The organism is Bradyrhizobium sp. SRL28, from assembly GCF_018596315.1.
Classification (GTDB): domain Bacteria; phylum Pseudomonadota; class Alphaproteobacteria; order Rhizobiales; family Xanthobacteraceae; genus Bradyrhizobium.
The window spans coordinates 50,765-73,637 of the sequence record NZ_JAHEAG010000010.1 but is presented as its reverse complement, the minus strand read 5'-3'; the positions used below and the strand labels follow the sequence as shown (position 1 = coordinate 73,637).

At 58.3% G+C, this 22,873-nt stretch carries 11 protein-coding genes; 5 read left to right on the top strand and 6 right to left on the bottom strand.

Features of this window, described 5'->3' with window-relative positions; genetic code table 11:
* Window positions 1-189: 189 nt before the first annotated feature.
* Window positions 190-5,910: an alkaline phosphatase D family protein gene (locus KIP88_RS21175; protein ID WP_214489908.1), complete on the bottom strand. Its 5,721-nt coding sequence runs from the start codon at window positions 5,908-5,910 to the stop codon at window positions 190-192.
* Between the two features lie 522 nt (window positions 5,911-6,432).
* On the opposite strand from KIP88_RS21175, the gene KIP88_RS21170 reads away from it, so the two are divergent.
* Window positions 6,433-10,443 (top strand): AAA family ATPase, encoded by a 4,011-nt coding sequence (locus tag KIP88_RS21170; RefSeq protein ID WP_214489907.1) that lies wholly within the window; start codon window positions 6,433-6,435, stop codon window positions 10,441-10,443.
* Window positions 10,444-10,507: 64 nt separating this feature from the next.
* On the opposite strand, the gene KIP88_RS21165 is transcribed toward KIP88_RS21170, so the two are convergent.
* Entirely contained in the window at window positions 10,508-11,527 is a 1,020-nt protein-coding gene (locus KIP88_RS21165; RefSeq protein ID WP_214489906.1) for a glutathione S-transferase N-terminal domain-containing protein, read from the bottom strand.
* A 163-nt stretch (window positions 11,528-11,690) separates the two neighbouring features.
* Here KIP88_RS21165 and KIP88_RS21160 point away from each other — a divergent pair, with 163 nt between their 5' ends.
* Window positions 11,691-12,485: a class II aldolase/adducin family protein gene (locus KIP88_RS21160; RefSeq protein WP_214489905.1), complete on the top strand. Its 795-nt coding sequence runs from the start codon at window positions 11,691-11,693 to the stop codon at window positions 12,483-12,485.
* A 120-nt stretch (window positions 12,486-12,605) separates the two neighbouring features.
* On the top strand, window positions 12,606-13,547 hold the full coding sequence (locus KIP88_RS21155) for a GAF domain-containing protein (protein ID WP_214489904.1): 942 nt from the start codon (window positions 12,606-12,608) through the stop codon (window positions 13,545-13,547).
* A gap of 18 nt (window positions 13,548-13,565) precedes the next feature.
* Here the strand turns inward: KIP88_RS21155 and KIP88_RS21150 are convergent, their stop codons facing one another.
* The 4 genes from KIP88_RS21150 to KIP88_RS21135 all read right to left on the bottom strand — a co-directional run bounded on the left by KIP88_RS21150 (window position 13,566) and on the right by KIP88_RS21135 (window position 17,741).
* Entirely contained in the window at window positions 13,566-14,723 is a 1,158-nt protein-coding gene (locus KIP88_RS21150; protein ID WP_214489903.1) for an epoxide hydrolase family protein, read from the bottom strand.
* Between the two features lie 209 nt (window positions 14,724-14,932).
* Window positions 14,933-15,568 carry a response regulator transcription factor gene (locus tag KIP88_RS21145; protein ID WP_214489902.1) on the bottom strand — a complete coding sequence of 212 codons (636 nt, stop codon included), beginning with the start codon at window positions 15,566-15,568 and terminating at the stop codon, window positions 14,933-14,935.
* 346 nt (window positions 15,569-15,914) lie between these two features.
* Window positions 15,915-16,544 (bottom strand): response regulator transcription factor, encoded by a 630-nt coding sequence (locus tag KIP88_RS21140; RefSeq protein WP_214489901.1) that lies wholly within the window; start codon window positions 16,542-16,544, stop codon window positions 15,915-15,917.
* Window positions 16,545-16,655: 111 nt separating this feature from the next.
* Complete coding sequence (locus KIP88_RS21135; protein WP_214489900.1) at window positions 16,656-17,741, bottom strand: ATP-binding protein; 1,086 nt, start codon at window positions 17,739-17,741, stop codon at window positions 16,656-16,658.
* A gap of 790 nt (window positions 17,742-18,531) precedes the next feature.
* Between KIP88_RS21135 and KIP88_RS21130 the strand changes: the two genes are divergently transcribed.
* Both KIP88_RS21130 and KIP88_RS21125 read left to right on the top strand, forming a co-directional pair.
* Window positions 18,532-19,599: an efflux RND transporter periplasmic adaptor subunit gene (locus KIP88_RS21130; protein WP_374226492.1), complete on the top strand. Its 1,068-nt coding sequence runs from the start codon at window positions 18,532-18,534 to the stop codon at window positions 19,597-19,599.
* A complete protein-coding gene (locus tag KIP88_RS21125; protein ID WP_214489898.1) occupies window positions 19,596-22,649 on the top strand; it encodes an efflux RND transporter permease subunit in 3,054 nt (1,017 codons plus the stop codon). The genes KIP88_RS21130 and KIP88_RS21125 overlap by 4 nt, the downstream gene beginning before the upstream one ends.
* The last annotated feature ends 224 nt before the right edge of the window (window positions 22,650-22,873 follow it).

The window sequence follows — 22,873 nt, the reverse complement described above, 5'->3', positions numbered from 1 at the left end:
ATTGGGCCACGTACTCATAAACTCGTGGCGTGACGCACCGGCGCTGATGTCCGCTTTGCCTCTAACACGGTTGCTGCGCAGCAGCGAAATAGCGCGATGGGCCAAGAGCGCACATGCAACGCCATGAAGTGCTCACGGGCATCCGGCACCTCGGGGAGGTGCCCTATCGCGCCGCGATTGACGCAAGCGTCAGAGGACGACCGTCTGCACCATTCCATCGGCAAATTCATAGTCGAGCTTCCAGGCTGCGCCATCCTGGCGTACAGACAAGAATGTCATACCGTCTCCCGGAGGTGGCCGCGTCGCTGCCACGACGCACTGGTAATTTCCGTAGCTCGATGCGATATCGATCGTCTCGTTCGGGACGATGTCCTCATCTAAGCTGTTTGCGAATGGAAATGGCGAGTGGGCTGCTGCGGTGTGAAGGGAATGCATTCGGGTAATTGGGGTGCCGGCCGTATCGCGGAGCTCCACCATCGCTACACAACCTCGATGCTCGTCCCCCGACAGAAATACCACACCCGTTATCTTTTCGTGAGCGATATAGCCCAGAAGCTCGCTCAACGTATTCGGATATCCGTCCCAGCCGTCGGAATGCAGTGCGCTGAGGTTCGAGGGGTCCAGACGCGCATCGCGTTGTACCGCTCGGCGATGGCGCGGCAACAGCATCGCGGGCGACACCACGAATTTCGGTGCCGGCTTTTCCAGCAGCCACTTCTTGAGCCTGCCCATTGTCTTCGAAGGGTCCGCCTGATCCGAATCGAACAAAGTGGCGGTCGCCAGGTTGCTATCAACCCTGCGATGCTTCCTTTCGGTGCGCGTGTCGAGCATGAAGAAATGGAAGCCGTCAAAGTCGAACGTCTCGAGCCCGCCGTTTCTGCCACGCTGGTACTTCCCGTACGCCTTAACGCCATCCCGCTTCTTATCGGCATTCGTTTGTTCGTCCGGATACGCGATCGGCTCCCAATTGTCGTCGATCTCGTGGTCATCGAGCAGCATGAACGATGGAATGCGGCGCAACACGCCGCGAACGCTTCGCTGACGCAGCCATGCTTCGTAAGGCAGCCGGTATTGATCGACTTTCGCGGCTGGATCGTAGAGCCCGGCGGTGGGGTCGACATACACCTGGTCGCCGACGAACACGGAAAAGCGCGGCTTGGTTCCCGCGCTTGCCTCCAGTCGCTCGACTATTCGGTGGTAGGAGCGATAGGCGACAGGCTCATCGATGAACCCGGCGGGGTACTGGCACGACGCGAGCGTGAAGCTCGTGGCGCTCGGCGGTGGGACTGCCGTTGGCTGCGGATCATACGGGATGACTCCGTCGGCCAAATCTCGATCCTGCTCGATAAGGCGATCGAGGACGGCCTCGCCGTCTGGCCCATAGCCGAACATCATCAAGGCCGCGGTCCCGTCTGAGATATCGGGCTGCATCGTGACGTTGCGTGTGGAGTTCGGGATCCGCTCCAATCCTCGATAGACGAGGCGACGAGGTGTGCTCTGCACGCCATCTGGCTGCGTCACATTGTAAGGCTCGAGCGCGCGCCCCGCTGCCTCCGCCATCTTTTTGAATCGATCGAACTTGAAGTCTTTTGCTTCCACCGGCGGATCATCAGGAGGCTCGACAGGATTCAACTTATAGACCCTTTCATTGCGCGAAAAAAAATAGCGAAACACGGGCATTTCCAACACCGAGGACTCGTCATAGACGAGCAGCACGAGCAGCGCGTTACCCGGATGGGCAGGATCATAGTTCGGCATCGACGTCGGCAGCGGCGCTTCGAACGCGTCCCAACGCTGATCTGAAAGTTCATTCGACATGTAAACCGCCATATGATCGACGATGTATTGGATATCCCATTTCTTTGCCGGGTCATCCGGCCGCAAAATCTGATTGCCGACCGACGTAACACGCAGCATCAGCACGGCCTCAGCCGCCCGGAGTGAGGGCAATGCTCCCAGTCGGACCACAAGTGCCGCTGTGTCTGGTCGCTCCTCCGTGATGATCGGACCTATCCACGGTGGATGAGCGACTTTCTCTGGATTCGGCCCCGTCGGATTCGACGCGATAGTGGCATCCAGGAACTGTTCAATCTTTGCAAGCGTGCTGTATCTGGTTGTTCCGACCAGCGCATCCTGGTGACCGGCGCCCGGATTGATAAACGCCTCATAGTCACGGCCGGCATCGTTCAGTATTTGCCGCATGCGATCCACAGTCAAAGCATCCGAAAGTCCGTTAGCGCTGCCATGCACGCTGAGTGTCGGAAATTTCCAGCGGGTGAGGAAGTTCGCCCGTGAGACGAGATTGTTATATCCGCGAAAATTCGTCATCAGCGAGTACCGTGCAAAATGCACCGTTGATGACACTGTCTTCAGGCTCAGCGTGCCAAAATGCTCGTTAATAAAACGAAGCATTTCCGGCTCCATATTCAGCACATTGAAGTCCCGGCCATACAGCGCGTCCATTCGATGTCGCGTACGCGTCCAAGGCGTTCGTTTGCAAGGCCAAATCGGGTTCTCCACATCGAACTCTTCGACAGGGTAGGGCAGCGTCGACAGCAGCCGGTCCCAAAGATCATCGGCGAGCGTCGGATTCACGGGGTTGAAGCTGTAGCTGTCCGGCAGGAAATCGATGAGATACCGCATTGCGTAAGCGCGAAAGATATTTGCGGGCGAGAACACAACGAGCGGCCCGACCTGCGTGAACGCCGCGCGGTCAATAAGAAGATGGTCCACGTGGCCTCCGAGGACCGCGATGCTGAAGACGACTGTGCCCATGCAATGCGCAATCACGTCAACTTTGCCATCGATCGACTCGGCCGCCGCGGCTCTCAGCACCGCCGGCACGTCCGCAGATCCGATTTGGTCGAAGCTCCACGGCTCCTTGGCCGTCGTCGGCTGACCGGAGCTGGTTCGAAGATCGGCGATCCAAATATCGCGGCCGGTCTTCCAGAAATGGCTCGCGAAGTTCGGATTAACCGCGTGATGCGCGAACGTTGTGCCGCCGGCGCTGTAGCCATGGAACATCACGAGAGGCCGTTTGGAGGTGTTGGGATATGGGTAACGCGTGAGCAGCACGTCGCCAGCAACTTTTTTCTTTCCATCCCCACCCTCGGGCGCTTCCGGAGCAATCGAGATGGGGGGGCGGATCTCCGCATCGACGGAGCCACCCCCCGGAAGGGCAAGCGTGCGTGGCGGAAGTAGATTCAAGACGTCATTCGCCGGGTCCGTATCCTTATCGGGGGCGCGGAAGCTCCAGATATGCAGGCCGAGCAGCAGCCGGACGACGTAACCGAGGAACGTTACGAGGTCGCCAAGCGCGCTTACGCCATTTCGCTGGTGCGTTATTCGAAACAGCGGCACGCCGATCCGCGCCAAGTAATGCAGATCCAACTTCAACACCCCCTTATCGGTGCCGCTTGCGCCGGGGAACGTTTCAACCGCAACGTTCATGAGCTGACGCCACGGGTTGCAGCGCCGCTCATAGGTGAAGGTCTTGGTGCCGACTATGCTGTTGCCTGCGAGCGCAATCTTGGCGCCGGCATCCGGCGGGCCGACGGTGAGGTCGTAAACAAACGCCCGTATCTCGCCTGAGCGGCTCGCGATGGCGATTCCCGACTTGATACGCGACCATAGTCCAGGTCCGCCGTCACCGTCGATGATCGCTTGATAAGTGTCGCGCAGGCCGCGATTCAGTATCCACGCTTTGCCCGCACGCCAAATGCGTCCAAGACCGCAACTGTTCTGACGTTCGAAGATTCGCAGGGTACCTGTCAGCGGAGCGCTGAAGTCCGCGATCGCGTCCAGCTTCTGTTCCAGCAAGCGTGGCGGAGTCCAATTCTTCCGAAGCTGCTCCCACTCGATCACTGGAAAGATCCGGATACTGCTTCGGACCTTGAAATCTGCTGTGTCAGTTGCGACCAGCAAGCTAGGACTGCCACTATTGCCAGACGTGAGTTGCGCGAGCACCTTCGGGCTGAAACGGAGCGTCAGTTCGACGATGCGCGTCTGCGCCGGCCCTCCATTCGGTGCGAAATTCACTGGTCCAGCGAGTCGCTCTATGATTTCCACTTCGGTTGACGGTAGCTGAGCGGCCACATCGGTCGAACGGAAGAAGGGCCGGGTGAGCGGCGCGCCGGCTGCGGGGGACGGCCCGACGGCGTAACCCCAATCGGTCGCGAGCGCTTTCGCCGCGCGCAGCGCTACTGCCGAGATCGTGAGCGCAGGGTTCGTGCCGAGCGCGGTCGGAATGATCGAACCGTCGAGCACAACGAGCCCGTCATGCACATCGCTGGAGGCGTTCTTTGAGAACACGCGGCCGATGTTGTCGACCACGCCGGTGGCGCTGGTGTCGCCCATGGCGCAACCGCCAAGCGGATGCACAGTTGTGAGGGGCCCGCGCTTATCTTTAAGCAACCAGGTGAGTTCCGCCGGAAGCAACTTCCAGACGGGATTGGGAATCACCCGACCGCCCGTGCTTTCGGTGAGGTCTGCGAGCCTCTTTACCTGTGCGTCGAACAAGGGCAAATCTTGCAGCTTGTCCCAACGGAGCTCGGCGGTGCCGTCGGGATACGCCATCCCAGAATCGTCATTGATCTCGATGGTGCCGGCCGCGCCGTCGTCACCCATGACTGCGTAAAGCGCGGAATGTTCCACCCGTGCGGCGGAGGCGACATATAGATCATCGTTCGGAAACCCGCGAACGTGTTTCGACGTATCCGCCTCGGCTAGGCCGTGCAACGTATTGACCGTGGCGAAGACTTCAGAGAACGCTATGCGCAACCCCGCCGGAACTGACATTTCCTCGATCACGACGCCGTCGGTGGCGCGAAGGTCGACGACACCGGTGATCGTCGGACCGATCGCGCGAGTCGAAGGCTGAACCGTTTCGTCCGCCACCGTGTGCACCGCAGCAGCGGTCGCGTAGTCGGCGATCAACATATCTCCGTTCGTCGAGCAGCGCTTGCCGAGCATATCGGACACGTGCAGCCCTAGATCGCGCGAGCGTAGCAGGATCTCGGTTGAACCAAGAGTCCCGGCTGCCAGCACGACCTTCCGCGCGCGTATCCTCCGCACTTCTCCGTCGCGCTTACGGAGCGCGGCGTTGGTATGGACAGTGTTGACGATCCAACCGCTGCCCTCCTTCTCAATACTAAGGACGGTCGCTCCGCTGAAGATTTCGGCTTTGGATTGCTGCGCGCGCACGAGCAAATTGACGTCCAGCGAGTTCTTGGCTCCGAAGTTGCACCCGGTAGCGCAATCGCCGCAACGCACGCATTTATTGAGGTTAACGTTGCCCGAGCTTTTCGAACCCTTCATCGCTATCGTAATTGCTGCTGGGCGAAATGTGCCGGTAGGCGCGATAGCGCTCAATGCCTGGAATTTTTGCGGTACGCCGTCAATATGATCCTCGATTGTGTTGCGAAGGCCGTTGATGCGTGCCCCGAGAAGATCGCGTGCCTCATCGAAATGCGATTCCCAGGTCGATAAATTCTGGAGAGAACTTGGCCATCCGGTCTGAAACACGCTCGGCGTGGGCGCTTCCATAACCCCTGCGTTGATCAGCGAGCCACCGCCGACGCCGTTTGCAACGACCGTGGTGACCTCTTCCCCGAGCCTGATATCGAAGAGACCTTCCTTATTATTGTTTTGGCGTATGTGCCCTGGCAACTCGCCCAGGCCGGTCGGAAATGAGCCCGGAAGGTATTCCTTGCCGCGTTCAAGCACGCCAACGGTGACCGCTGCTCCGCAGCGGGCAAATGTGTCCGCCGCGATCGCGCCGCCATAACCGCTGCCGATGATGAGTATCTCGAAATGGATCGCGGTGGGCGCCTTGCGCACTCGATCAATGAGGCGCTCGAAACCCTGCGAAATCCAGGCCGTTCTCGAGTCCGTGTCTAGGCCTGCCGACATCTTCTTCCTCCTCGGCTAACAAACCAGAGAAGCAACAAGCAAGCGAACTCCATCCGACAACCGCCGGTATCTTCATAGATCAAGGGGGACCGCTCTGTTCTCACGACCCGGCATAACGCTTCTTCGAGGGGCCGCGCGGTCCAGTTGCAGATGGGATCACTTTAGCGGATTTTGTCGACTTTTGCAGTAACCACCTCCTGATTTCCAATGAGCCACCTACGACTTGCGGGAGAGTTCGCAAAAGCGGGTAAGTCATTCTACTCCCAACGAAATCGAGCGCGAATATCTCAGGGCACCCCCACAACGTTGACCTGCGAAGATTCTACCGTAGGCTTACGCCGGGCGTTAATGTTGGTAAGCGCGGATCTAATCAATTTACGAACTCGCGAATGTCGATGATATCGTAAGGCTGTTGGCAGCTACTCTCTCACGCGGCTATCCCTCATTCCTATCGAGGGCACGAGCAATCGGTGAAGTTGCCACTACCTGGCACTTTCTGCTTCTGCGATGAGGGGAGAAGCGATGAAAGAGACCGATCTACTTGAGAGCTTCTTGCCGTTGAAGCTCCTCGGTAGAATTCACGGCGCTAGCGGTGACCGGCCCGCGGCCGTTGAGTTCGCCGCTGCCGTCCTATTTGTTGACGTGTCCAGGTATACGGCCTTGGTTGAACAGCTTGCTCGACGCGGGCAAGCAGGGCTGGAGAAAATTTCGAGACTGCTGAGCCTCTCCTACGGACGGTGCGCGGATCAAATCTGCGATCGGGGCGGTGAAGTGCTGTACTTTGAGGGAGACTCTTTGGTTGCTTATTGGGCGGCGGACGGCGACGATCTCGAAAACGCAGTTCGCGCCGCAGCCGCCTGCGCCGAGGCGATCTGCCGTGACAATATTGGAGACGCTTCGACCGCTGAAACCGACCCCGCCCTGCACGTCGGTGTAGGCGCTGGGAGCCTCTGGGCTGCAGCTCTTGGAGGTCAGCCTGTCTGGAATCTGGTCGCGGGTGGCGATGCCCTCATTCAAGCGGCAACGTCCCAAGCGCTTGCTCGTCCTCGCGAGTACGTACTATCCGACGCCGCGGCGCAAGCATTGGCGCATGCTCAGGTGCGCAGTTCTGGCGACGTGCTGGAGAAGCACCCTGAATTCCCTTCGACGCGTCCGCCCTTGGATTGGTTGACCTCGTTCCTGCCACCGCAACTCCGAGCGGCGTTACTAGGCCACGATTCCACAGCTGTATCTCGCGAACTTTCAATCGGCCTCGAAGGTTATGAAATTGACAGCCTGCTAGGTGCGATCCACGAGATACGACCAGTTTCGGCCGTTTTTGCACGAATTACCGGTTTAGATCTTCGCACTCCAATCGCACTCGCTCGGCTGCAAGCCCTCTGCGTGTCGCTCCAAGAGAACTTGCGAGCACGAGGTGGGCCGCCGGGGGAATTGTACCATGACGAGAAGGGTCTGATTTTCAGCGGCGTATTTGGTTCGCGCGGAAGCTTCCATCGCGACGATCCTTTTCGTGCCATCGATACCGGTCGCGCAATGGATCAGACTATCAAGAGGCTGGAACTCTCCGCATCTATTGGCGTAGCAACTGGTCACGCGCTTTTTTGCGTTGTCGGAAGCGAGCGCCGGCGTCAACTGATGGTCCATGGTGCCCCCGTGAATCGGGCAGCGCGGCTAATGACGGCATTAGCTGCAGGCGTCATTTGCGACGCACCGACAGAACGCGCTAATCGAACAACTTTTGACTTCGAGCAACAAGGCACGTTGCAGCTCGACGGGCTCGGCGATATGGCCGCCGTATTTCGTCCATTGGAACCCCGACCCGCCGTCGCCGGCCCTTCCACGCTAATTGGCCGGGAAAGTGAACTAGCGGTTTTGAAGCGGACATTCGAAGAAACACGCAATGGAGGTACACGCTTGCTCGCTGTTCTAGGCGAGCCGGGCATTGGGAAAACCGCATTGGTCACGGCTTTCACGGACGAACTGCAAGTGATCGGGACACCAGTCTCGATCGCGCGAGCTGAACGCGAGGATCGTCGAACGTCTCTCCTGCCCTGGCGGAGAGTGCTTGCGTCCCTCCTTGGTTTACCTCCTGACTGCAATGGATTCACCGTGCTTGAAACGGTCAGAGCACGCGTCCAAGAGCTTCCAGATGTTGTCAAGCGACTGCCGTTGCTTGGCGGCGTGTTAGGCATTGCGATCTCTGAAAACGAAGGTACGCGACATCTGGAGGGGCCACACCGTGGCGACGCCACAATGCGTCTTCTCGGCGACTTGGTAGGTGTCCTGGCGCCGCGTCCTTTTGTGTTAGTATTAGAAGACAGCCAGTGGCTCGATTCTGCGTCGTGGCGTCTCATCGAATGGATCCTTGGATCCCTTTCATCGTTACTATTGATCGTGTGCGTGCGCCTTGAAGAGATTCCGGAAGAACTTAAAAGTTTGCGACGGCGTGCCGAGGCAGCTCGACTGAATGCCACCAGACGGGAAGCCGACGATCCAGCCCGATTTTGTCAGATACTGGACCTGGAAGAACTCGGTGAAGCATCCATCCGCGAAATAGTCGCTCGCACTCTGCGGGGCGCGCCGCCGCATCAAGAACTTGCCGGCCGCATCTCAGCTTTGGCCGGAGGCAATCCATTCTTCGCTGAGGAGATTTCAATAGCTCTCAAGAGCGAGGGCCTTGTCGCGGTGCGTGACGGTTTCTGGCGCCCCATCCGCCCGCTCGACGAACTTCGTTACTTCGAAGGCGTGGAACGAGTCATCCGCGAGCGCGTCGATCTCCTGGATACCGCACCATTTAACATTCTGAAGGCCGCCGCGGTAGTAGGACGTTCGTTCGGCATCACCGATCTTCAAGTATTGCTCAATGAGGAACTGCATCACGATACGATCGCGAATGCTATCGAAACACTGCTGGCCATGCATCTCGTGAGACATGGAGCTGGTCCAGGGGAATACGAGTTTCGCCACGACCAAATTCGCGACGTCGTGTATAGCTTAATCTCGGTCGACGCTCAGCAACGCCTTCATGGACGATTGGCTAACTGGATCGAGTCGAATCAATCAGCAACCGCAGCATTGGAAACCGCAGCTCTTGTTCAGCACTTTGAGGCTGCTGGAGATATTAAAAAAGCTGTCAAATACGCTGATCTAGCTGCCACCCGCGCCCTCCAGGTCGGAGCATTTCGAGAGGTCGAAGCGTTTTTAGGGATCTGCTTTAGTCATGAGTCGCGCCAGCAACCCAGGTCAGCCGAGCAAAGGCTTCAAGCGGTGCGCTGGCACAGACAGCTCGCGGAGGCGCATTACGGGCGCGGAGACATTCACGCTCAGGGCGTTGCCGTGAGACGTGCGCTCAACGTGGCGGGCCAACCGGTTCCCCGTTCACCGACAACGACTATAATCCGCCTTATAGGACGTGCATTGCGGTTAGCCCTGCAGCAGGCTTTTCCTCCATCCACGAAGTGGCAGCGAACGGATCTGCGCGCCTGGGAAAAAGAGATTGCTCGTTGCCTCAACCAGGCAGCGACTGTCGACTATTTCGAGCTGCGCTACTCCCGCGGTATGTGCAATCTTATTGGGGCCGTAGTGCATTCCGAACGTATTGGATCTTCGGTCGAACTGGCGGTCGCGTCTTCCCAGTTGGGATGCGGTCTTTCTTTCTTGGGTTGGCAGGGTGCCTGCGACTATTTCATTGCGAGGGCAGAACGGGTCGCTATCGCTTTAGCTGACCCCGCAGTTCATTCTCACGTGTGTATTCTGGACGCACTCTGGCGCATTGGGCGCTGCGATTGGTTGATGGTCGACCATCTTCTGAACAAGTCCCAGGAATTGTCTGCAAAGGCTGGAGACCAGCTGGGTTGGTGTAATGCACAAGGTATGCGTTTCTGGTCGCTCTACTACCGCGGCGATCTAAGCGCCCTGGAGCAAACGGCACTCGCGCTGCTGTCACGCGCGCAGAACGCGGGGAATATCCAGCAAGAGATCTGGGCTCTTCGATGCAAGGCGTTATGCGTGCTTCATACAGATCGTCCTCGCGAGGCAGTGGACATCCTTCGATTGATTACGTCCGCGATGCTGGGATCTGTTGATCTTGCGGCGCAGATCTCCGCGAGGGGAGCGCTCGCGCTGGCTCTCGCTCGTGTTGGCCTTCACGTCGAAAGCGTTGAGGCTGCGACTGAGACCCTACGGCTGCTGCGCGAGCAGCGCAGACCGACTTCGCATAGCACATTGGTTGGGATCTGTGGTGTAGCTGAGGTACTTTTGCGCGGTCGCGAAGCTGGGCTCTCCCGCGAATACGATCAATGGCCATACTGGGAGCGCCAAGCGCTCAAAGAACTCTACCGCTATCACCGCGTTTTTCCTTTGGGAGCGGCGCAATACGGGCTGTGGACCGGCGTGGCACACTGGCTAGATGGTCAACAAGACCAGGCCCTGGTCGCTTGGAATGAGGCGCTTGCCAATGCCCGGCGGTTTTCTTTACGCCAGGATGAGTCGATGATTGCCGCCGAGATGAGGCGCCGGCAAAAGCAGCTATGAGATCAGCCCAATGAAAAGATGGGTAATATCGTGGCGACAGCCGCCTTGGCGGGTTGATGTCCGATTAAAACGCCTGGCTACTCGCCAAATGCTGCCAGCACCGGGTGCGCTCCAGCACCGGCCGCAACGCAGCGCGGCCGCCCTCGTCGAGCGCTGAAAACTTGTCGCGAAGCTGCTGCAGGCACCTGACCTGATATTTGAACGGCGCCAGCGCATAAGGCAGGCCCCAGACATTCATCTCCAGCCGCTCAAGGCCTTTGGCAAAGGCTTCGGCATTGGCGACCAGGAACGGCAGATATAGTTCGCCGGCAATTCTCAATAGCGCCTCGGCCATGCCACCAAGCGCTTGTTCACGCGGACACCACTCCCCTTCCACCCCCGATGCATCATCGAGCCGCCGCACCCAGTGATCGGTAAACGGCGCCTTCGCGCGCATGATCCGCATCGGCGTCGGGTCGGTCGCCATCTCGCTGAGCTGACCGAACCAGGCGAAATCGGCGAGCGATGGCCGGCTTCCGAACAGATAGCTGGTCATGCCGACATGCGGCTCGAACGCGGCCAGCATCCGCAGATAGCTCTCTTCCAGCAGCGGCTTGTTCTCCGCCGTCGCGCCGAGAATGACCATGCGCGAAATCTGCCGCTGCCGGAACTGCTCGATCTCCTCCGCACTGCCAGTCGTCGCCTCCGATACCGACCACTCCTCGCCGGCCCAGCGCGAGACATAGGCCTGGTCTTCCGGATCCCACCAGCGATAGAGAAACAGCGGCTTCACTGCCCATTCGTCGGCGAGGTCTTCCAGGAGATCGCAGATAAAGGCGACCGCCTTGTCATCGGGAATGACGGAGCGTTCCTTGTGGCGGTTCTCTAGATTATAAGCCAGCGTCGTGGTCTCACCGTGATAGGTCCCGTCGGGATACTGCAGCACCGGAATCAGATTGGGCCGCAAATGCTCGGTCGCCTTGCGCAGCGCCTTGGTCATGATGACCCAATCGAACGGGATTCTTCGGTATCGCAGCAAGGCGCGAAGCTTGATGGCATAAGGCGATGCGGTCGAACCGATCAGCCGGTAGCGTCCTTCAGTCATGGCATTCACCTCAACCCGTGCCATAGCGCATTCGAATTTTACCCGCCAGACCTGCAATAACGCCTGCGGTGCCTGCCTTGCAGCGCAGCGAATTTTACAGCTATCCTGCGGGCCAATGATCCGGCCCTGCCCCGGCCCAATAATTCAACCGTGGAGAAACGCCATGAATCCTCCCGTCAGTTCGCCCGCCGTCAAGGTCGTAAAATCGGTTCGCGAACAAGTGAGCGCGGAGGAATGGCAGGCGCGGATTGATCTCGCGGCCTGCTACCGTCTCACCGCGATGTACGGAATGACCGAGATGGTGGCCAACCACATCTCCTGCCGCGTGCCGGGGACAACCGACCAGTTCCTGATCAACCCCTACGGCATGCTTTACGAGGAAATCGACGCTTCGAGCCTGATCAAGGTCGATGTCGAGGGCAACACGCTGTTCAATGCATCCGACTATGACATCAATGTCGCCGGCTTTGTGATTCACAGCGCCATCCACATGGCCAAGCACGACATGGACTGCGTGGCGCATACGCACACGCCGGCCGGCATGGCCGTCTCGGCGATGGAATGCGGATTGCTGCCGCTGGCGCAGACCTCGATGCGGTTTCTCCATATCGCCTATCACGATTTCGAAGGCATCGCCGACAATGTCGACGAGCGCGAGCGGCTGGTGAGGGACCTCGGCGACAACGAAGCCATGATCCTGCGCAACCACGGCCTGCTCGTCGTCGGCCGCACCGTGCCCGCAGCCTTCAATGTGCTGTTCCGACTCGAGCGCGCCTGCCAGGTGCAGGTGATGGCGTTGTCCTGCAACACCAAGCTGATCTACCCGCCGCAAAACATCCTCGAAGACACCTATGAGCGGATGCAGCCGAAGCCCGGTCGCAGCACCCGCAACGGCAACCTCGCCTGGCCGGCGTTGCTGCGCAAGCTCGATCGGACTGATCCGTCTTATCGAAACTGAGAGTTCATCCATTCGTCAGGCGCGCCGCCTCCGCTTTGGGCGGAGCCTGCCTGTAATTTGATCGCACATCCCATCGCTAAATCGCCGATGCTGATACCAGCGTAGCGACGGGTTCGTCCAATGAAGACATTCATTCGCGTGGTTGAACTATGGGTGCCCGACCGCACCCGTACCCGCCTGGAATTTGGTGGCTGTCTTTGCAGCGAAGAGTATTCGGAGTTCAAGGCCGTCAGCGAGAACGCGCTTTTCGCTTATGACGAAGGCCTGCCCGGCAAGGCCTGGGCCGCGGGGCACCCCGTCATTCTGACGGAGTTCGCAAACTCCTACTTCAAACGCACGGACGAGGCGATTGAAGCCGGCTTGACCTGCGGTGTGGCACTGCCGGTCTTTGCCGGCGAATTCCTGATGGCCGTAATGGTGCTGTTCTGCGGCGACGACGAAAAGCACGTCGGCGCCATCGAGCTCTGGCACAACGATCCGGAGAAGTCGCACGAGATGGGCCTGGTCGACGGCTATTACGGCACCGCCGACATGTTCGAATTCAATTCGCGGCACACCAAGTTCCCACGCGGGTTCGGCCTGCCCGGCCGCGCCTGGAAAGCCGGCACGCCGCTCATCATCAAGGATCTGCACAACGCCAAGAGCTTCCTGCGCTGGGAGGAAGCGAGCGAAATCGGAATCAATTGCGGCGTCGGCATTCCCTACACGACAGCGCCGGATCAGACCTGGGTCATGACCTTCCTGTCCGCGCAGGCAACGCCGATCGCCAGGCGCTTTGAGATCTGGACGCCGAACCCGTCGCGAACGGAACTGGTGTTTCAGTCCGGCGATTGCAGCAAGAGTGCCGATCTGACTTCGCTTTATGCGTCAAAGACGATCCGCAAGGGCGAAGGCAGCATCGGCGGCGCCTGGGCGACGGGCATGCCGGCCATCAACGAACACCTGAAGGTCGATGAATCCATCGCGGCGCAGGTCGCCCGCGCCGCCGGCATGAACCAGATCGTCGTTCTTCCGGTGATCGAGAATGCCCTGCTCAAGGCCGTGCTCGCCTGGTATCTCTGATAGGGGCCCCGCAACTGATCAGGAAACAGGCGGCTCCCGCAGCGTCCTGAAATAGTTCCGCACCTCCCGCACGAACAGGTCCGGCTGCTCGAAAGCCGCGAAGTGGCCGCCCTTCGGCATTTCGCTCCAGTGCTGGATATTCGTGTAGCTCGCTTCCATCCATTTTCGCACCGGCGTGACGATCTCCTTGGGAAACACGGCGACGCCCGTCGGTACCGTCACCTTGAACGGCGCACGACGCTTGGGCCCGAAACTCTCCCAGTACAGGCGGGCTGACGAGGCGGCGGTCGCCGTCGCCCAATAAAGCATGACGTTGTCGAGCAGTTCATCGCGGCCAAGGATGTTCTCGGGGTGGCCGTCGCAATCGGTCCAGGCCCAGAACTTTTCCAGAATCCACGCGGCTTGCCCACTCGGCGAATCCGTCAAGCCGTAACCGAGTGTCTGCGGCCGGGTCGATTGCTGCTTGGAGTAACCGGAATCCCAATCGGCGTAATGCTGAATGCCGTTCAGCGCCCGCGCTTCCTCTGAAGTCGGCTGCCCTTCCACGTTGGGTCGCGTCGACATCGCCAGCGTGATGTGAATGCCAGCGCAATGTTCGGCGTCCTGCGCGCCGATCGCGGTCGTGATGGCCGATCCCCAGTCTCCGCCCTGCGCGCCATAGCGCTGGTATCCGAGGCGATCCATCAACACCGCCCAACTCGAAGCGATGCGACCGACGCCCCAGCCGGTCGTCTTCGGCTTCGCAGAGAAGCCGAAGCCCGGCAGTGAGGGACAAACCACGTGAAACGCGTCGGCAGCGTTGCCGCCATGCGCGGTCGGATCGGTCAAAGGCTCGATCACCTTGTGAAACTCGACCACCGAACCCGGCCAGCCATGCGTGATGACCAGCGGCATCGCTTCCGGGTGCGGCGAACGGACGTGCAGGAAATGAATGTCGAGCCCGTCGATTTCGGTGGTGAACTGCGTAAAGCGGTTGAGCCGCGCCTCGCGCCCGCGCCAATCATACTCTTCCGCCCAATAGCGGCAGATGTCCTTGATCCATTTCAGTGGTGCGCCCTGGCTCCAGTCCTCGACCAGTTCGGCTTCCGGCCAGCGCGTGTTGCGCAGCCGCGATTTGAGATCGTCGAGCACGTCGTCGCCAATCGAAATGCGATAGGGCTTGATTTCAGCGCTCATGAAGGACCCTTCTCAAAGCCCAGCCGGAGCTGCCGGGACGGATTTCACAGATGGAAATCATCGTCGCACGCGAGACCGATATCAAGGGATGTCGGTGAATCCAGCGATTTCAACGTGTTATCCAGACGTCTGGAAAAGCCGTATCTCATGATCTTCATGGCGCTTCAGGGTGATCGCCTAAAGCCACTGGCCAAAAGAAAATCTTCCTTTCAAAGTCCGATCAATTTCGTACGAATTGCGTACCGGACCAACTCGGCGGTCGATGAAATATTGAGTTTACGCATTGCCGATGCGCGATGGGTCTCGACCGTCTTCACGCTGAGATTCAAAACCGCGCCCACGGACTTGTTGGTGTGTCCTTCCGCAATCAATTGAACAACGCTCTGTTCTCGTGAAGATAGCAAGATCTCCGATTTGCCCTTCTTATTTGACTGATACTCATGAAGCAACTTCTCCAACAAAACACTGGTGAAGTAAGGTCGGTGCTCAAGTAGTGCTTCAATAGCCGTAATAAGGTGACTCCTCGCATCTGATTTCAGCAGGACTCCCCGCACGCCTGCCAGAAGAACTTCCGTAAGAATCTCTTCGCTTTCATGCATTGTGAGAATGAGCACTTCTGTGTGTAGATGATGCAGCTTAATTCGACGGCTGACCTCCAACCCATTCATGACGGGCATTGAGTAGTCGACGATTGCTACATCCGGCTTCAATTTCAAAGCTAACGCAATGGCGTCCCTGCCATCGATCGCTTCCCCGACCACGGTCCAGTCAGCGCGAGTTTCGATGATCGCGCGAAGACCGGACCGAACGACTTCATGGTCGTCCGCAATCAGGATCTGCTTCACAGTCTCGTTCCTGTCGGTTGGAACCTCCGGCTAGGGCGATCGGCGCTAGCAATACGACAGTAGGACCGACTCATCATACTGATCGGCTTGCCTGGCGTTAATCCCACAAAACCCTGAAACTCGGTGGATGAGTATTCGGATTTCTCGATTGAGCACTCTTCGACGCCCTGGAGGCGCCGCCACTCACCATCTGGTTGGTCAGCTCTCCGGACTCCGTAATGGATGCAGCGCGGTCTCACGAGACGATTGGAAAAACCAGGACTTTATGTATGGTCCGGACCAAAGCGTTCGAAATTGCAGATTCTGGCGCGAACTCGCTTTTCTTCAGATGAACGAACCCGTGTTCTCATGCCTCCACGAGCTTGCTACGAACCGCGTATCGAACCAGGCCCGCTGTCGAATTTATGTTGAGCTTGCGCATCGCGGCTGCTCGATGCGTCTCCGTCGTCTTTATGCTGAGATTCAAGATCGCGCTCACGCCCTTATTGCTATGCCCTTCCGCAACCAATTTAACGATCGTCTTCTCTCGAGGCGAAAGCACCTGATTCGGCTCACTCTTTCCAGTCACCATCCCCTTTAGCTCGCTCGGGAAAGACCCCGCATAGAACGGCTTGTGAGTTATCAATGACTCGACGGCCGCCAAGAGCATTTTATTCGCATCAGACTTCAGCAAAAATGCACGTGCACCTGCCTGGAACGCCTGCAACGCAAGCACATCTGAGTCATGCATTGTGAAAATGAGTATTTCCGTTATTTGCTGATGTTCCCTGATGCGCCGTGCAACTTCTATCCCGGTCAAAAAGGGCATCGCGTAGTCAACAATGGCAACGTCAGGCCTTTTTTCCACGGCCCCAGCGACCGCCTCCTTGCCATCGCGTGCCTCAACAACAACCTCCCAGCCGGCGCGCCCTTCCAACACGGCACGTAGTCCGGATCGCACCGTTTCATGATCGTCAGCTATAAGAATCCTTTTCATGATCGAACAAAGCTCCAATGCCGCATCGCGTCGAGCATCGACATCCCATCGTTCGCCTCTAACCTTCCTTGGATTCTCTACATTCTCCAACATTTCGAGCAGCTGGCGCGTTTAATGCCGCTCTGCAATGGATCTGTGATGTCCCAGATGGCTATGACGCAGTACCGGCCGTCGCGCTCTCTTGAGCGGAAGAGAGTGCGGGAGTTCTGCACACAACGTAGTACCTCGACCCCCCGTCGCTGATGAAGAATGGATTTCGAGAGTACCGCCCAGTTGCCGCAATCTGGCTCTCATTGCCGGAATTCCGACACCAAATGAAATCGCCTTGGGGCCCGATCGCGCCTGATTGATTGGCATGCCGCGGCCATTGTCGGTAACCCGAAGCTTGAAATGCGTATCCGTCGCTTTCATTGCGACCTTCACCTGCGTCGCTTTGGCATGACGGAAGACGTTCGCAAGGGCTTCTTGAATAACTCTCAGCACAGCGCGCTGCCGCTCGTAGGATAGTTTATCAACTTCGGGAGCGATCTCGAGACCGGTCTTCAGTGAAGTGCGCGCCGAAAATCCGTTTACGAATTGTTCAATCGTAATCTTCAGACCATCGGTCAGCAGATTCTGGGGATGCAGCAGGTAGGTAAAGGCGCGGATTTCGCTCTGCGCCTGATCGATCGACGCATCGATATCATCGATGAGTTTCTCTGCGCTACCGGTATCGCCGATCGCGCGCCTCAACCGCATCATGTTCAAGCTGGCGGCAATCAAATGCTGGCAAGTCGAATCATGTAGATCGGATGCAATCCGCTGCTGCACCTCTTCCTGAAGCGATAGCAGCCGGAGCTCGAGTTTTGCTGCAGCCCGTCTTTTGGCCGTCCTGTCGACGGCATCGACGATCGCCCGCTCTTCGATCGCCCGGTGGCTACCGACTAGCTTGACTATGCTCCCGCTTTCGGAATCACGGACGGGATTGATCGTCGTATCAAACTCGCGCCGGCGTCCGCCGAGGGTAAGGCGGTGCCGGTAGCGAACCGACCTTCCCTCGGCCAGACATGCGTCGCAGCAAGCGCAAATGGACTTCGCGTCCTCTTCGCTCATGCAGTCATGAATTGCTCGCCCGCTGCCGATTGAAATTCCGAGCGAGCGTTCGAAGGCCGGGTTCATGCTCTCGTAGAAAAATTGCCCAGTATCCGAAATCTGCATTCCGAAGAGATATTCCGGAGCATGTATCCAGTGGAGCTTGTGGTACGCTGGTCGGGGACTCATGACAGTCTTGCCCCTTGATGCTTCCCAGATCGCACGGTCTATCGAACTGCTCGATTTCCTAAGGCAACGTTAGGTCTACTTAAGTAAATACCCTCCGGAAAACACTCGTCAAGCAATCTGTTTTCATATCCGAATAACGTGAGCCCATTTGACACATTTCGCAGTTTCATTTTTATTCGAGTCCTCCAGTTCAACGCTGCCACAATTAAAGATTGAACGCGATTTCAGTTACTTAACGACCATATCGTAGACACTGCCCGAAGCCACAATACCTGCCGTGGTCGACGCACCACGTATTCTTGAACTGCTGCGGTCGAAGTCCGGGAAGAACTCCCAACAAGTACTACGCACGCCCCAGTACATTTTCCGATAGCGGACAACTATCCGTCAGCCAAAGCCCTCGACGGGAATGTGATGAAGAACTGCGACGCGCTCATCCGACATCTTTACGAGTGAGCCGCCGCAGAAAGCTGTTCCGCCGACTTTCTTCGACAGATGTTGCTTTCGATAGCGAAGCGGCTTTGCATTCCTGTTTCGCGGCGAGGCGCGAGCCGTCATACGCGCGGCACCCCTACTCAAGGCCGGGGCAATCGGCAGGAGCGCTCAGTATATTTGCTGATGGCGGAGGGTCTTCGCCCGATCGAAAATACTTATCGGGGTCGATCTGCAGCTCATAGGTCTTGCTATGCCTTCACGCTCCGGCAGGACGAAATCGTATCGATTGCTAATGATGGCGCTTGTTGCGATCGCACCGGCATTGTCGCTCGCGGCCTGCCAGAGAGAGACAGACGCCGCAGCTCCGGCAGCCCGCCCAGTTAGAACCACAACCGTTGAGAAGCGCGAGGCTGGCGAGGCGCTGACATTTACCGGCCGCATCGAGGCTGAAGATGAAGTGAGCGTGGCGTTTCGGATCTCCGGGCGGCTGCTGGAAAACAGCGGCAAGCTCGGGGACCGGGTGCAAGCCGGGCAAATAATGGCGCGACTTGAACCACAGAACGAGTTGAACACATTGCGGCAGGCGCAGGCAGGTCTGGCGGCCGCCCAGGGGCAATTGACGCAGGCACGCAATCATTACGAACGCCAGGAGACGCTCCTTGCGCAGGGATGGACCACGCGGGCCAATTTCGAGGTTGCGACGCAAGCGCAACAAACCGCTCAATCGCAAGTCGATGCCGCCGAGGCCCAGCTCCGTACCGCACACGATTTGGTGAGCTTCACGGAACTCAAGGCCGATGCGCCGGGCACAATAACCGCGACAGGCCCCGGCGCGGGGGAAGTTGTTCAGGCGGGGCAAATGATCGCCAGGCTTGCACGGAAAGACGGCCGCGACGCGGTTTTCGACGTTCCGTCCCAGTTGCTTCGATCAGCACCCAGCGATCCCCAGATTACCGTCAGCCTGACGGACGATCCGGCAGTGACTGCGCAGGGGCGAATCCGCGAGGTCGCCGCTCAAGCCAATCCTGTAACCCGAACCTTCGAGGTCAAAGTCGGCTTGACTGACCCTCCACCAGCCATGCGGCTTGGGGCAACCGTCGTCGGCCGCCTGCGAACCGATGCCGTGCCGATCATCGACATCCCGGCAACGGCATTGACGAAGATCAATCAGCGACCAGCGGTATGGATCGTCGATCCATCGACCAAAACGGTTTCAATCCGAAACGTCGACGTCTTGCGCTTTGACCAGGCGCGGGTAGTCGTTTCCCAGGGGCTGGACACCGGCGAAGTCGTGGTCACAGCGGGCGTGCAGGCCCTTCACCCGGGCCAGAAGATTCGCCTGCTCGGGTCAGAGCCATGATCAACCTGTCCGAATGGGCGCTCAAACACCGCTCGCTCGTCGCCTACATCATGATTGTTGCCGTTATTGCCGGCGTCTTTTCCTATTTCCGACTTGGCCGTAGCGAAGATCCAACGTTCATCATCAAGACCATGGTCGTACAGGCCGCTTGGCCGGGAGCGACCATCGAAGAGACCCTCAAGCAGGTAACCGAGCGGCTTGAGCGCAAATTGCAGGAAACGCCTCACCTGGATTTTCTGCGCAGCTTCACGCGTGCCGGCGTTACGACAATCTTTGTCAACCTGAAGGGCAGCGCGAACGAAAAACAGGTTCTCGACACCTGGTATCAGGTTCGCAAGAATGTCGGTGATATCCGCCACACGCTTCCGGCGGGAATTGTCGGACCCGGCTTCAATGACGATTTCGGTGATACGTTCGGGATTATCTATGGCTTTACGAGCGACGGATTCACGCATCGCGAATTGCGGGATCGTGTCGAGGATATCCGCTCGAAGCTGCTCCTGGTGCCTGACGTATCAAAGATCGAATTGTTGGGGGCACAAGACGAGAGGATCTTCGTCGAATTCTCGATGAAGGAACTCGCCAGCCTGGGGATTGATCGATCTGCACTGATCGCTGCGCTGCAAGCGCAGAACATCGTACTGCCGGCCGGCACGATTCAAACCGGTTATGAGAGCCTTTCGCTGCGGGTTTCAGGCGCATTTGCATCGGAACAGGATGTCGCGAACACCAATTTCGTCGCTGGCGGCCGTGTGCTACGCCTCAGCGATATCGCGCAAATACGCCGCGATTATTCCGACCCGCCGCAGCCGCAGTTTCGTGTCAATGGCGAGCCGGCCATCGGACTTGCAATCGCGATGCGGGACGGTGGTGATATTCTTGCGCTCGGCGCAAATATCAAGCAACTGATGGCGCGGGTCACCGCAGACTTGCCCGTCGGCATCGAGCCGAAACTCATTGCGGACCAAGCCGTCACCGTCGACGGCGCCATCTCGGAATTCATGACGTCCCTGCTACAGGCGATCGCCATTATTCTCGTCGTGAGCTTCATCAGCCTCGGCGTCCGACCCGGCTTGATCATCGCGCTTTCCATTCCGTTGACGTTGGCCATCGTCTTTCCGATCATGCAGATGGCCGGTATCGACATGCAGCGCATATCCCTCGGCGCGCTGATCATCGCCCTTGCATTGCTCGTCGACGACGCGATGACGACGACCGACGCCACGCTCAATCGACTGGCGGAAGGTGACGACAAGGTCGAGGCCGCGACCTACGCGTTCCGGACCTACGCATTTGCCATGCTCGCAGGAACGCTGGTGACGATCGCCGGCTTCGTTCCCGTCGGCTTTGCGGCCAGTTCGGCGGGAGAATATACATTCTCGCTGTTCGCGGTAGTCAGCATCGCGCTGATCGTGTCCTGGTTCGTTGCGGTGATCTTTGCGCCGCTGCTGGGTGTCATCATTCTTAAGCCACCAAGGGCCGCGGCGACCGCCGATCCCGGCAGGATTTTCCGATGGTATCGAAATTTCCTCACCTTCGCCATGCGAGCGAAATGGCTGACAATTTTCGTTTCGCTGGCACTCTTCGCAGCATCCTTTCTCGCGCTTCCGCTCATTCCTCGGCAATTCTTTCCATCCTCGGATCGTCCGGAGTTGCTCGTTGACCTCAGTCTGCCGCAGAATGCGTCGATCCATGCCAGCGAAACCGCAGCGCAACGTCTCGATGCTGCGCTGAAAGGCGATCCGGATGTTGCCCGCTGGAGCACTTATGTAGGTCGCGGTGCTATTCGCTTCTATCTGCCGCTCAATGTTCAGTTACCGAACAACTTCTTCACCCAGGCGGTAATTGTTGCAAAGGACGTTGCGGCACGCGAACGTCTTCGTCTGAAGCTGGAAAAGATCCTGGCAGATGAATTTCCAAGCGCAATTTCGCGGGTCTACCCGCTTGAACTTGGGCCTCCGGTCGGATGGCCTGTGCAATATCGAGTCAGCGGACCCGACGTAGGTCAGGTGCGCGAAATCGCTCTCAAGCTCGCCCAGATCATCGCAACCAATCCCAAAGCCGAAAAAGTCAATTTCGACTGGTTCGAGCCCGCCCGCCAGGTGCGCATTCGTGTCGATCAGGATGAGGCGCGCCTGCTGGGCCTCAGCTCGCAGGCACTAGCCAGTGTTCTGAATACCGTAGTATCCGGCACCTCCGTTACCCAGGTGCGCGACGATATCTATTTGGTCGATGTCATCGCACGTGCGACGGATGAACAGCGCGTCTCGCTTGCTACCCTGCGCACCGTGCAAGTGCCGCTGCCGGGCGGGCGAACGGTTCCGCTGAGTCAGTTCGCGACCTTCGAATACGGGCAGGAATATCCTCTGATCTGGCGGCGCGACCGCGTTCCAACCCTGACGGTACAAGCCGACATCGTCGCGGGAGCCCTGCCGGAGACGGTGGTGAGTTCACTTTCGCCCGATGTGGAGGCCCTGACAAAGAACCTCCCTGCAGCGTATCATATCGCTGTCGGCGGGACTGTCGAAGAAAGCCAGAAATCACAGGCTTCCGTCATCGCCGTCGTGCCGGTCATGTTGCTTATCATGCTCACCGTCCTCATGGTGCAGCTACAGAGCTTCCAACGGTTGTTCCTGGTCCTTAGCGTAGCGCCGCTCGGCCTGATCGGCGTCGTCGCCGCGCTCCTGCTGTCTGGCAGGCCGCTGGGCTTCGTTGCTATTCTCGGCATCCTGGCGCTGCTGGGCATGATCACCAAGAACGCGGTGATCCTGATCGGCCAGATCGAGGCGGAACGTTCTCAGGGAAAAAATGTCTGGGACGCCGCCATCGATGCCAGCAGCTCCCGTTTCCGTCCAATCATGCTGACCGCCGTATCGACCGTCCTTGGCATGATCCCGATCGCTCCGACAGTTTTCTGGGGGCCGATGGCCTTTGCGATCATGGGCGGCTTGCTGGTCGCAACCATTCTAACGCTGATCTTTCTGCCTACATTGTATGTGACCTGGTTCAGGGGAACGGAATCGCCCGAGGCTTCTTCGAAACCCGTATAGTTGTAAATTTCGCGCAGGCTCACGCTTTCATCCATCGCTTTCTAGTGAGGGTGATTCCTCATCTTCACCTAGGTGATCACCCGATATCGTGGTGCACTCCAACCGTGCATTGTGCCGATACGCTGCAACCCATCTGGCTTTGCTCCGGGCCATAGCCGAATGACAAACGTTTTTCACTGGCTGACGCCTACGCCAAGGCCGAGTTCGGCAACTATCCTGGTTTT

Excerpts from the sequence above, each read along its gene's own strand:
- KIP88_RS21125 (WP_214489898.1), top strand. The coding sequence starts at position 19,596 with ATGATCAACCTGTCCGAATGGGCGCTCAAACACCGCTCGCTCGTCGCC.
- KIP88_RS21165 (WP_214489906.1), bottom strand. The coding sequence starts at position 11,527 with ATGACTGAAGGACGCTACCGGCTGATCGGTTCGACCGCATCGCCTTAT.
- KIP88_RS21130 (WP_374226492.1), top strand. The coding sequence starts at position 18,532 with ATGATGGCGCTTGTTGCGATCGCACCGGCATTGTCGCTCGCGGCCTGC.
- KIP88_RS21135 (WP_214489900.1), bottom strand. The coding sequence starts at position 17,741 with ATGCAGATTTCGGATACTGGGCAATTTTTCTACGAGAGCATGAACCCG.
- KIP88_RS21155 (WP_214489904.1), top strand. The coding sequence starts at position 12,606 with ATGAAGACATTCATTCGCGTGGTTGAACTATGGGTGCCCGACCGCACC.
- KIP88_RS21175 (WP_214489908.1), bottom strand. The coding sequence starts at position 5,910 with ATGTCGGCAGGCCTAGACACGGACTCGAGAACGGCCTGGATTTCGCAG.
- KIP88_RS21150 (WP_214489903.1), bottom strand. The coding sequence starts at position 14,723 with ATGAGCGCTGAAATCAAGCCCTATCGCATTTCGATTGGCGACGACGTG.
- KIP88_RS21170 (WP_214489907.1), top strand. The coding sequence starts at position 6,433 with ATGAAAGAGACCGATCTACTTGAGAGCTTCTTGCCGTTGAAGCTCCTC.
- KIP88_RS21140 (WP_214489901.1), bottom strand. The coding sequence starts at position 16,544 with ATGAAAAGGATTCTTATAGCTGACGATCATGAAACGGTGCGATCCGGA.
- KIP88_RS21160 (WP_214489905.1), top strand. The coding sequence starts at position 11,691 with ATGAATCCTCCCGTCAGTTCGCCCGCCGTCAAGGTCGTAAAATCGGTT.